This is a genomic window from Variovorax sucrosi (genome assembly GCF_051216635.1).
Lineage (GTDB): Bacteria > Pseudomonadota > Gammaproteobacteria > Burkholderiales > Burkholderiaceae_C > Variovorax.
In genome coordinates, this window is sequence record NZ_JBPJZU010000001.1 from 609,206 (window position 1) to 620,734 (window position 11,529).

Below are 11,529 nucleotides of genomic sequence, written 5' to 3' on the forward strand. Positions count from 1 at the left end.
CCGGGGATGTCGACACCGCAATCCCTTTCTCCGGCCGGGCGGCCCGCGCTCGACGTGGCCGTGGTCATGCGGCGCGAGCGCGTGCAGGGGCCGTCGGCCCACTGGCAGCCCTGGCGCTGGATCCTCGACAGCGTGGTGCCGGACGAACCCGCCTTCGGCAGCGCGCCGCGGCTGCTGCACGAACAGGACGGGGCCCAGCGCTGGCTACATCCGGGCTTCAAGGCCGAACTCTTCCGCGACGATGCGGAGGGCTACCACCTCAACGTGACCACGCCGGCGCCATGCTGGTTCGTGCTATGGCGCATGGAGGAAGAAGCGCAACTTGCGGCGGAGCCGATCCCCGTGCCGGTGGTGGTGAGCCTGAGCTACAACGAAGCCGGGCGCTGGCTCGATGCGCAGGAGACGGTCGAGCAGGTGCCGGCGCCGCCCGAAGTGGTCGAGTGGGTGCGTGCCTTCGCGGCCGAGCACTACGTGATCGAGCCCAAGCGCCGCAAGCGGCCCGAAAGCTTTCGCCCGCTGACCGACCGCTTCGGCAATGTGGCGAGCGTGTCCACCGAGAAGAAGCGCGGGCGCGGTGCCGGCGATGTCTGAAGGCTTCTTCGACCGCTGGTCGCGCCGCAAGCAGCAGGCGCGCGAGAGCGACGCACCGGTGCCCGTGCCCGCCGGCGCCGTGCCTGATGCGGTCCCGCCGGTCTCGCCGGATGCGCCCGTGGCTGTGACGTCGCCCGTTGCGCCAGTCGCGCCCAGCGAGCCGGGCGCACCGCCGCCGCCCACGCTGGCTGACACCACCGCGCTCACCATCGACTCCGACTTCAAGCCTTTCATGGCGAAGGGCGTGGCACCCGAGGTCAAGAACGCCGCCTTCAAGAAGCTCTTCGCCGACCCGCACTTCAACGTGATGGACCGGATGGATATCTACATCGACGACTACTCGATCCCGTCGCCGCTGCCCGAGAGCGTGCTGCGCCAGATGGCGAGCGCAAAGTTCCTGAAGCTGTTCGACGAGGAGCCCGAAGCCCCCGAGGCGCAGGACGAGGCTGCCTCACCAATGTCCGGAGAAACCCCGCACGACGATGCCCCGTCCGCCGTGGCACAGTCCGAGCCTTCCGGGACCCTTCCCAGCCCGCTGGTTGCCGATGCGCAACCTGCCAGCCAACCGACCGATGACCCAAACGCTGATCTGCGATTGCAACCAGACGATGCCGCTCGCGCCGAAGGCGCTCGGCACCGCACTGGCTGAGACGCTGCCCCTTCATTCCGCGCTGTGCCGCCGCGAGGCGAGCGCCTTCCAGCGCGCGATCCAGTCGGGCGACGACGTGATCGTCGCCTGCACGCAGGAACGCCGCCTCTTCGGCGAGCTGGCCGAGCAGACGCCCGACGCGACCTCGCCCATCCACTTCGTCAACATCCGCGAGACCGGCGGCTGGAGCCGCGACGCGAAGCAGGCCATGCCGAAGATCGCCGCGCTGCTGGCCGCCGCCGCGCTGCCCGCGCCCGACCCGGTCGCGACCGTGAGCTATGCCAGCCAGGGCCGGCTGGTGATCGTCGGCCCGCTCGATCAGGCCGAGCAGGCCGCCGCGCTGGTGGCCGACACATTGGACGTCACCATCCTCTCGCAGGGCCCGGGCGTGGCCGGCGGCATGCAGGAGCGTCGCTGGCCGGTGGTCGCCGGGCGGGTCGATGCCTTCACCGGCTGGCTCGGCGCCTTCAAGCTGCAGTGGACGCGCAGCAACGCGATCGACCTCGACCTGTGCACCCGCTGCAACGCCTGCGTCACCGCCTGCCCCGAGCAGGCCATCGGGCTCGACTACCAGATCGACGACACCCAATGCACCTCGCACCGCGACTGCGAGCGGGCCTGCACCGTGGCCGGCGCGATCCGTTTCGGCCGCGCGCCGGAGACGCTCGACGCGGCCTTCGACCTGGTGCTCGACCTCGGCGCCACGCCGCTGGTCGACTGGCATGCGCCGCCGCAGGGCTACTTCCGCCTGCCGGGCGGGCTCGGCACCGCCGAGGCATTGCAGACGCTGCTGCGCCTGCGCGAGATGGTGGGCGAGTTCGAGAAGCCGAAGTTCTTCGACTACAAACAGAAGCTCTGCGCCCACAGTCGCAACGAGCAGGTGGGCTGCAACGCCTGCGTCGAGGTCTGCTCGGCGCATGCCATTTCGAGCGACAAGGAACGCCAGCGCATCGTTGTCAACCCCAACCTGTGTGTCGGTTGCGGCGCCTGCACCACCGTCTGCCCGACCGGCGCGCTGGGTTACACCTACCCGCGCGCACCCGACCAGGGCCTCAAGCTGCGCACCTTGCTCGCGACCTACGCCAAGGCGGGCGGGCGCGAGCCGGCGCTGCTGCTGCACAGCCAGGAGGCCGGCCAGGCACTGGTCGAGCAGCTCGGCCGGCAGGCCCAACTCGGCAAGGCGAACGGCGTGCCGGCCCGGGTGATCCCGGTCGCGCTGTGGCATGCCGCCAGCACCGGCATCGACCTGTGGCTGAGCGCGGTCGCCTTCGGCGCCACGCAGGTCGCGGTGCTGTCGACCGGCGAGGAAGCACCCGACTACCTGGCCGCGCTGAAGCAGCAGATGGACGTCGCCCAGTCGCTGTTGCGCGGGCTGGGCTACGCCGGCACGCACTTCCAGCTGATCGAGGCAGGCACGCCGGCCGCGCTCGACGCCGCGCTGGCCGCGCTCGGCCAGACACGGCAACACGTCCCTGCACAGCCCGCCCGCTTCGCCGTGAGTGCCGACAAGCGCAGCACGCTCGAGATGACGCTCGACCATCTGATGGACGCGGCCCCGGCGCTGCAGGCGCGCGGCGAGGCCCCACGCGAGACATCCCTGGCCATTCCGCTGCCGGCCGGCTCGCCCTTCGGCGCGATCACCGTCGACAAGGACGCGTGCACCTTGTGCCTGGCCTGCGTCAGCGCCTGCCCGGCCAGCGCGCTGCAGGACAACCAGAACGCACCGCAGCTGCGCTTCGTCGAGAAGAACTGCGTGCAGTGCGGCCTCTGCGAAAGCACCTGCCCGGAGAACGCGATCCAGCTCGTGCCGCGCCTGCTCGCCGCCCCCGAGCGCCGCCAGCCCGTGGTGCTGAACGAGGCCAAGCCCTGGGCCTGCATCCGTTGCAGCAAGCCCTTCGGCACCGTGAAGGCCATCGAGGCGATGCTCAGCAAGCTGGCCGGCCATGCGATGTTCCAGGGCGAGGCGCTGGAGCGGCTCAAGATGTGCAGCGACTGCCGGGTCATCGACCTTTACAGCGCGTCGAACGAACAGAAGATCACCCCGCTATGAGCGACTCCACCCCCCATGTTTCCTCGGCCCTCGACGAAGAGGTCGCCCGCGCCGAGCTTTACGGCCTGCTCGCGCGGCTCTGGTACGCCGCGCCCGACGCCGCGCTGCTCGACGCGTTGCAGGTCGCCGTGACCGAGGCGCCGGTGTCCGGTGCCTTTCTGGAAGAGCCGTGGCGTGCGCTGGTCGGTGTGGCACGCGGCATGGACGCCGCGGCGGCCTACGCCGAGTACGACGCGCTCTTCGGCGGCATGGGCAAGCCCGAGGTGTATCTCTTCGGCTCTCACTACCTGAGCGGCTTCCTGAACGACAAGCCAGTGGCGCAGTTGCGCAACGACCTCGACGCGCTGGGCCTGGCCCGGGAAGAGGGCGTCTACGAAACCGAAGACCACGTCGCCTGCCTGTTCGAGGTGATGCGCTACCTGATCGCCGGTGACGACGTGGCGGTTGCCAATCTCACCCGGCAGCGTGCATTTTTCGCCACGCATGTGATGCCCTGGTTGCCAGCGCTGTGCGATGCCGCAGCGCAGCATCCGAAGGCCCGCTTCTATGCGGCGCTGGCCGAATTCACGCAGGCATTCATCCACGTCGAGGCGCAGGGCTTCGACATGCTCGACAGTTAAATAGCGCAGCGGTGGGGTCGGACTTCAGGGTCTCGACTAGTATCCAAACGTATGTAATTGAGTTCATATCTGGTTTTCGCCAGCCACTCCTGGAGTTTTGATGCAGGACAGCCAACCGAAGCAGCCCACGCCGGGCTCGCGCCGCCAATTTTTCGCAGGTGCAGCCGCCGTGGGCGCTGCCGCCGCCGTGGTGACGGCCCGGCCGCAGATCGCCTCGTCGCCCGTGGCCGCCGAGGCCGCGCCGGCGCTGCCCCCGGCGCCCGACAACGGGGGTGGCTACTCGCTCAGCGAGCACGTCAAGCGCTACTACCAGAGCGCTTCGGCCTGAGGACCGCACCACCATGTTGTTGACCAAAAAGAATGCCAGCGCTGCGCGCGCCGGCCAATCCCTCGCCGGCATATCCGGCGCCGCCGGCGCTTCGCCCTTCGTCCACAGCCTGCGTCGCGGCCTGTCGAACGCCCTCCCGACGATGGACCGCCGCGCCTTCCTGCGCCGCTCGGGCCTGGGCGTCGGCGTCGGCCTCGCCGCTACCCAGCTCACACTGATCCGCAAGGCGAACGCCGCCGACGCGAGCCGCCCGACGGCCGTCGGCAAGGGCAAGATCGAAGTCAAGCGCACGATCTGCTCGCACTGCTCGGTCGGCTGCGCGGCCGACGCGGTCGTCGAGAACGGCGTCTGGGTGCGCCAGGAACCGGTGTTCGATTCGCCCATCAACCTCGGCGCGCATTGCGCCAAGGGCGCCGCCTTGCGCGAGCACGGCCACGGCGAATACCGCCTGCGCTATCCGATGAAGCTGGTCAACGGCAAGTACGAGCGCATCAGCTGGGACACGGCGCTCGACGAGATCACCGCCAAGATCAAGGACCTGCGCCAGGCCAGCGGGCCGGATTCGGTCTACTGGATCGGCTCCTCCAAGCACAGCAACGAGCAGGCCTATCTCCTGCGCAAGTTCGTCAGCTTCTTCGGCAGCAACAACTGCGACCACCAGGCGCGCATCTGCCACTCGACCACCGTCGCAGGCGTGGCGAACACATGGGGCTACGGCGCCATGACCAATTCGTACAACGACATGCGCAACGCCAAGGTGGCGCTGTACATCGGCTCGAACGCGGCCGAGGCGCATCCGGTGAGCATGCTGCACCTGTTGCATGCCAAGGAAAACGGCTGCAAGGTGATCGTGGTCGACCCGCGCTACACCCGCACTGCGGCCAAGTCCGACGAATACGTGCGCATCCGCTCGGGCTCGGACATCGCCTTCCTGTTCGGCGTGCTGCACCACATCTTCAAGAACGGCTGGGAAGACAAGAAGTACATCAACGACCGCGTCTTCGGCATGGACAAGGTCCGCGAGGAAGTGCTTGCCAAGTGGACGCCGGACAAGGTCGAAGAGGCCTGCGGCGTGAAGGAAGCGCAGGTCCTGAAGGTCGCGACCTGGCTCAACGAAAACCGCCCGGGCACCATCGTCTGGTGCATGGGCCAGACCCAGCACACCATCGGCAACGCGATCGTTCGCGCCTCCTGCATCCTGCAGCTGGCGCTGGGCAACGTCGGAAAGAGTGGCGGTGGCACCAACATCTTCCGCGGCCACGACAACGTGCAGGGCGCGACCGACGTGGGCCCGAACCCCGATTCGCTGCCCGGCTACTATGGCCTGGTCGAAGGCTCGTGGAAGCACTTCGCCAAGGCCTGGGGCGTCGACTTCGAGTGGATCAAGAAGCAGTTCGCCTCGCCCGCGATGATGAGCAAGCCCGGCATCACGCTGTCGCGCTGGATCGACGGCGTGCTGGAAAAGAACGAGCTGATCGATCAGGACTCCAACCTGCGCGGCGTCTTCTACTGGGGCCATTCGCCCAACTCGCAGACCCGCGGGCTGGAGATGAAGCGCGCGATGGACAAGCTTGACCTGCTGGTGGTGGTCGACCCGTACCCGTCAGCCACGGCGGCGATGGCGGCGATGCCTGGTGCGGCCGGCGACCTGAACCCGAACCGCGCCGTCTACCTGCTGCCGGCCTGCACCCAGTTCGAGACCAGCGGTTCGTGCACCGCGTCGAACCGCTCGCTGCAGTGGCGCGAGAAGGTCATCGAGCCGCTGTGGGAAAGCCGCAGCGATCACATGATCATGCAGCAGTTCGCCGACCGCCTCGGCTTCGGCAAGGAGCTGAGCAAGAACTACAAGATGCAGAAGGTCCACGGCATGGACGAGCCGGTGCCCGACGACATCCTGCGCGAGATGAACCGGTCGGTCTGGACCATCGGCTACACCGGCCAGAGCCCCGAACGCCTGCAGGCCCACATGCGCAACATGGGCGCCTTCGACGTGAAGACGCTCAAGGCCAAGGGCTCGGTCAAGGACAAGGTCAACGGCTACGACATCGCGGGCGACTACTTCGGCCTGCCGTGGCCGTGCTGGGGCACGCCCGAGTTCAAGCACCCGGGCTCGTCCAACCTGTACGACACCAGCAAGCACGTGATGGACGGCGGCGGCAACTTCCGTGCGAACTTCGGCGTGGAGCGCGACGGCCAGAACCTGCTGGCCGAAGACGGCTCCTATTCCGTGGGCGCGGACATCACGACCGGCTACCCCGAGCTCGACCACCTGCTGCTCAAGAAGCTCGGCTGGTGGGACGAACTCACCGAGCCCGAGAAGAAAGAAGCCGAGGGCAAGAACTGGAAGACCGACAACTCCGGCGGCATGATCCGCGTGTTCATGAAGAACCACGGCTGCCACCCCTTCGGCAATGCCAAGGCGCGTGCCGTCGTCTGGAACTTCCCCGACCCGATCCCGCAGCACCGTGAGCCGCTCTACGGCAATCGGCCGGACCTGATGGTGAAGTACCCGACGCACGACGACAAGATGGCGTTCTGGCGGCTGCCGACGCTGTACAAGTCCATCCAGCAGAAGAACATCGCCGACAAGGTGGCCGACAAGTTCCCGCTGGTGCTCACCTCCGGTCGTTTGGTCGAGTACGAAGGCGGTGGTGAAGAAACCCGGTCGAACCCCTGGCTGGCCGAACTCCAGCAGGAGATGTTCATCGAAATCAACCCGAAGGTCGCGGCAGAGAAGGGCATCGTCAACGGCGCGCGCGCCTGGGTCCACACGCCGACGGGCGCGAAGCTGAACGTGCAGGCCCTGGTGACCGAGCGCGTTGGGCCGGACACCGTCTTCATGCCCTTCCACTTCTCGGGCCACTGGCAGGGCGTGGACATGCTGCCCTACTACCCAGCCGGTGCGCACCCGGTGGTGCGTGGCGAGGCGATCAACACCGGCACCACGTACGGCTACGACAGCGTGACGATGATGCAAGAAACCAAGACGACGATCTGCAACGTCGAGAAAGCCTAAGGACCGGCCATGGCACGAATGAAATTTGTCTGCGACGCCGAGCGTTGCATCGAATGCAACGGCTGCGTCACGGCCTGCAAGAACGAGAACGAGGTGCCGTGGGGCGTGAACCGCCGCCGCGTGGTCACGCTCAACGACGGGGTGCCGGGCGAGAAGTCGATCTCGGTGGCCTGCATGCACTGCTCCGACGCGCCCTGCATGGCGGTCTGCCCGGTGCAGTGCTTCTACCGCACCGAAGAGGGCGTGGTGCTGCACGACAAGGACGTCTGCATCGGCTGCGGCTACTGCTCCTACGCCTGCCCCTTCGGCGCGCCGCAGTTCCCGACCCAAGGCACCTTCGGCGCCCGCGGCAAGATGGACAAGTGCACCTTCTGCGCCGGCGGCCCCGAAGCCAACGGCTCTGAAGCCGAGTTCGAGAAGTACGGCCGCAACCGCCTGGCCGAAGGCAAGCTGCCGGCCTGCGCCGAGATGTGCTCGACCAAGGCCCTGCTGGCCGGCGACGGCGACGTGGTGGCCGACATCTTCCGCACCCGCGTGCTGCATCGCGGCAAGGGCGCCGAGGTGTGGGGCTGGGGCACGGCCTACGGTTCGCAGCAGGCGGGTACACCGACCAACGGGGTGAAGCAATGAGCCGCGTCGGCGTTGTTGCGGTCGCGCTGACCGGCTGCGCGCTGCTCGCGGCTTGCGGCGAGAAGCCGCAGACCAATGCCCAGGGCGTCAAGTTCGACGCCGTGCCCTGGAGCGGCAGCGGCGAGAAGGCCGACACCGGCACGGTCTTCACGGCCCCCGGCTGGAAGGTCGGCGACAAGACCGCCTGGGAACAGCAGATCAAGACCCGCATGCTGGGCCAGAACGAATACAACAAAGAGAACTGAGCGAGGCCGTATGAGACACGTGCTGACGACAGCTTCCCTGGTTCTGGCAATGGCGCTCGGCGCGGGCACGGCTGCGGCGCAGCCGGCCGGCGCGTCGGTCAGCGGTGCGGTGACCGAGGCACCCGCTGCGGCGGTGCCCGCACCGGCCGCCGCACCGGCGGCCACCGGCGGTATCCGCAGCCAGAACATCTTCGACGTGAAGCCCGAGGCCAGCGCCGACCCCAACTACCTGAACCAGAGCAACGGCGAGCGCGCCAAGGTGCAGCCCGGCAACAACGCGCCGATGTGGCGCCAGGTGGGGCAGGGCACGACCGGCTACAGCAGCCTGCCCAAGAGCGAGGCGCCGGAGGCCGGCAACCTGATCCAGCCTTTCGTGCAGTACCCAGGCTCGCGCTTCACCAATGCCGGTGAAGCCTGGCGCCAGGTGCGCAACAACTGGATCATTCCGTACGGCGCGGCGCTGCTCTTCGTCACGCTGCTGGCGCTGGCCATCTTCTATTTCGCGCGCGGCACCATCGGGCTGCACGGCGCCGAGACGGGCCGCAAGATCCAGCGCTTCACGCCCTTCGAGCGCGCCACCCACTGGTCGAATGCCATCGCCTTCGTCACGCTGGCCATCTCCGGCATCGTGATGGCCTTCGGCAAGTTCTTCCTGCTGCCGATCCTCGGCACGGCGCTCTTCGGCTACCTGACCTATGCGCTGAAGACCATCCACAACTTCGTCGGCCCGCTGTTCGTGGTGACGACGATCTTCATGATCGTCACCTTCATCCGCAGCAACTGGCCGACCATGGCCGACCTGAAGTGGCTGCGTCATGCTGGCGGCCTGTTCGGCGGCAAGGAAGTCCCGTCGCACCGCTTCAATGCGGGCGAGAAGGCGGTGTTCTGGGGCGGCGTGCTGTTCCTTGGCACCTTCGTCATCGGCTCGGGCCTGTTCCTCGACAAGCTGCTGCCGGGCTTCGTCTACACGCGCGGCGAGATGCAGATCGCGCACATGATCCATGCCGTCGCCACGCTCTGCATGATGGCGATGATCATGGGCCACATCTACATCGGCACGCTCGGCATGTCGGGCGCCTACAAGGCGATGCGCACCGGCTACGTCGACGAGACCTGGGCCAAGGAGCACCACGAGCTCTGGTACGACGACATCGTGGCCGGCAAGATCCCGGCGCAGCGCTCGGCCGAGGCCCGCACGGCACCGGCGCCGCGCAGCGAGCCGGTCCAAGGAACACCGTCATGACTTTCCCGATGAACACCTTCGCCCCCGCCGTGCTGGCCCTGGTCCTGGCTGCGCCGTTGGCCTTCGCCAAGCTGCCCGCGCCCAACCCGACCCCCGAAGCCAAGGCCAAGGCTGCCGAAACAGCCGCCAAGACCGCCTGGGCCGCACAAGTGGACAACCTCAAGCTGTGCCAGGCGCAGGACCGGGTCGCCGCCAAGTACCGCGCCGGCGCGGCCGCCGCCGGCAAACCGGTGCCCGCGCCCGTCGCCACACCGGCATGCACCGACCCGGGCCCCTTCGCCTACGTGCCGCCGGTCGATCCGAAACCGATCGAAGCCGCCGGTGCCCATTCGCCGGCCACGACGGCGACGGCGCCGCCCAACACCAACCAGAAGGCCTCCGAGGCCATTCCCGCGACCAAGAAGTGAGGGGGCCGCGCCCGGCGCGCGCATGGCGGAGGCCGACTGTCTAAACTGGGCGACCACCGTCACCCGAAGGGCATTCGCATGAGCATCCCCACCACCCGCCTCGGCCGTACCGGCCTCACCGTGTCGCGCCTCGCGCTCGGCACCATGACCTTCGGTCTGCAGACCGAGGAGTCGGTCTCGCATGCCATCCTGAACAAGGCGACCGACGGCGGCATCAACTTCATCGACATCGCCGACGTGTACCCACTGGGCGGCGGGCTCGAGACGGCCGGGCGCACCGAAGAGATCGTCGGTCGCTGGCTGAAGGCGCAGGGCGCGAGCCGCCGCGGCGACTTCATCGTCGCGACCAAGGCGGTCGGCAAGATGGGCCCGAACGCCTGGGACCAGGGCGCGTCGCGCAAGCACCTGCTGAGCGCCATCGACGCCTCGCTCAAGCGCCTGCAGCTCGACCACGTCGACCTGTATCAACTGCACAGCGACGACCGCGAGACGCCGCTCGACGAAGCCATCGAGGCGATGGACACCATCGTCAAGTCGGGCCGCGCGCGCTACATCGGCGTCTCGAACTTCCTGGCCTACCGACTGGCGCGCGCGCTGGGCCGCGCCGACTTCCTGCGGCTCACCCGCTTCGTGTCGGTGCAGCCGCGCTACAGCCTGCTGTTCCGCGAGATCGAGCGCGAGCTGCTGCCGCTGTGCGGCGAAGAGGGCCTTGGCGTGATCCCCTACAACCCGCTGGCCGGCGGCCTGCTGACCGGCAAGTACCAACCGGGTGCGAAGCCTGAGGAGAACACCCGCTTCACCCTCGGCACCGCCGGCGCGATGTACCAGGACCGCTACTGGAACGAGCGCAGCTTCAATGCCGTGCAGCGCCTGCATGCGGTCGCCGAAGAAGCCGGCGTGCCGCTCGCGACGTTGGCCGTGGCCTGGGTGATGGCCAACCCGCTGATCACCGCGCCGCTGCTCGGCGCCAGCCGGCCGGAGCAACTCGATGCCACGCTGGCCGCGGCCGAGTACAAGCTCGACCCGGCGCTGAAAGCGAAGCTCGACGAACTCACCACCGAGTTTCGCAAGGGCGACGCGCCGCGCTGAGCGCGCGGCGGTGGTTTGCGCCGATCGACTCACCACTTTGGCGGCAATTTTCTGAGCAGCACGATGCGCTCGCGCGAGACTTCGATGTAGCCACCCTTGGCCAGGTCGGTCAGCAGCCGGTTGACCATCGCCTTCGAAGCGCCCACGCGCTCAGCGATGCGCTGCTGGCTCAGCGGTCCGGGCACCACGCGCAGGCCCTTGTCGTCGACCGCCAAGGCGTCGAAGAGCCCTACGAGCCGGCCGTAGACGTCCACCGAAGCCAGGCGACCCAGGGTGCGCACACGCTGCACCAGGCGCTGGATCAACTGAAACGCAAGCTCGGGCCGCTGCGACAGCACGTGCTCGGCCTGGGCCCGTGTCACGCGCGTCAGCCGCGCTCGCGTGATGACCTGCACCGTGGCGGAGCGCAGTTCACCACTGAGCATCAGCTCGCCGAAGAGTTCGCCCGCGTGCAGCGTATTGAGTTCCACCACGCGCCCGCCGTCCCCGACCACGAACGCGCGCAACTCGCCGTCGTGGATGAGATACATGGAGTCGGCAATGTCGCCCTCGGTCACCACCGAGGTGCCAGGCTCCCAGGTACGTGTCTCGCCCAGCCGCGCCAATTCGGCCAGAAAGTCACCGGAATTCTCTGCCATTGACTCTTCGAACATGCCTGCTC

General features: G+C 68.1%; 12 protein-coding genes. 11 read left to right on the forward strand and 1 reads right to left on the reverse strand.

All coding sequences use genetic code 11. The features are described from left to right. Positions 1-6 precede the first annotated feature (6 nt). From ACSFBE_RS02850 to ACSFBE_RS02900, 11 genes are all read left to right on the forward strand, one after another. Entirely contained in the window at positions 7-591 is a 585-nt protein-coding gene (locus ACSFBE_RS02850) for a DUF3305 domain-containing protein (RefSeq protein ID WP_435488837.1), read from the forward strand. Next, positions 584-1,240, forward strand: coding sequence for a DUF3306 domain-containing protein (locus ACSFBE_RS02855; protein WP_435488838.1), 657 nt, complete (start codon positions 584-586; stop codon positions 1,238-1,240). The genes ACSFBE_RS02850 and ACSFBE_RS02855 overlap by 8 nt, the downstream gene beginning before the upstream one ends. Then, entirely contained in the window at positions 1,200-3,290 is a 2,091-nt protein-coding gene (locus tag ACSFBE_RS02860; protein WP_435488907.1) for a 4Fe-4S dicluster domain-containing protein, read from the forward strand. Before ACSFBE_RS02855 ends, ACSFBE_RS02860 begins: the two co-directional genes overlap by 41 nt. Continuing rightward, positions 3,287-3,910, forward strand: a complete 624-nt coding sequence (locus ACSFBE_RS02865; protein ID WP_435488839.1) for a TorD/DmsD family molecular chaperone — start codon at positions 3,287-3,289, stop codon at positions 3,908-3,910. The genes ACSFBE_RS02860 and ACSFBE_RS02865 overlap by 4 nt, the downstream gene beginning before the upstream one ends. Positions 3,911-4,010: 100 nt before the next feature. After that, positions 4,011-4,238, forward strand: a complete 228-nt coding sequence (locus ACSFBE_RS02870) for a formate dehydrogenase (protein ID WP_435488840.1) — start codon at positions 4,011-4,013, stop codon at positions 4,236-4,238. Between the two features lie 13 nt (positions 4,239-4,251). After that, entirely contained in the window at positions 4,252-7,254 is a 3,003-nt protein-coding gene (locus tag ACSFBE_RS02875) for a formate dehydrogenase subunit alpha (protein WP_435488841.1), read from the forward strand. A gap of 9 nt (positions 7,255-7,263) precedes the next feature. Continuing rightward, positions 7,264-7,884: a formate dehydrogenase FDH3 subunit beta gene (gene fdh3B, locus ACSFBE_RS02880; protein WP_262075124.1), complete on the forward strand. Its 621-nt coding sequence runs from the start codon at positions 7,264-7,266 to the stop codon at positions 7,882-7,884. Beyond that, positions 7,881-8,129 (forward strand): hypothetical protein, encoded by a 249-nt coding sequence (locus ACSFBE_RS02885; RefSeq protein WP_435488842.1) that lies wholly within the window; start codon positions 7,881-7,883, stop codon positions 8,127-8,129. The genes fdh3B and ACSFBE_RS02885 overlap by 4 nt, the downstream gene beginning before the upstream one ends. 10 nt (positions 8,130-8,139) lie before the next feature. Further along, a complete protein-coding gene (locus ACSFBE_RS02890; protein ID WP_435488843.1) occupies positions 8,140-9,372 on the forward strand; it encodes a formate dehydrogenase subunit gamma in 1,233 nt (410 codons plus the stop codon). After that, positions 9,369-9,779 (forward strand): hypothetical protein, encoded by a 411-nt coding sequence (locus ACSFBE_RS02895; RefSeq protein ID WP_435488844.1) that lies wholly within the window; start codon positions 9,369-9,371, stop codon positions 9,777-9,779. The genes ACSFBE_RS02890 and ACSFBE_RS02895 overlap by 4 nt, the downstream gene beginning before the upstream one ends. Before the next feature lie 78 nt (positions 9,780-9,857). Next, positions 9,858-10,868 (forward strand): aldo/keto reductase, encoded by a 1,011-nt coding sequence (locus ACSFBE_RS02900; RefSeq protein ID WP_435488845.1) that lies wholly within the window; start codon positions 9,858-9,860, stop codon positions 10,866-10,868. 29 nt (positions 10,869-10,897) lie between these two features. On the opposite strand, the gene ACSFBE_RS02905 is transcribed toward ACSFBE_RS02900, so the two are convergent. Further along, positions 10,898-11,506, reverse strand: a complete 609-nt coding sequence (locus ACSFBE_RS02905) for a Crp/Fnr family transcriptional regulator (protein WP_435488846.1) — start codon at positions 11,504-11,506, stop codon at positions 10,898-10,900. Between the last annotated feature and the right edge of the window lie 23 nt (positions 11,507-11,529).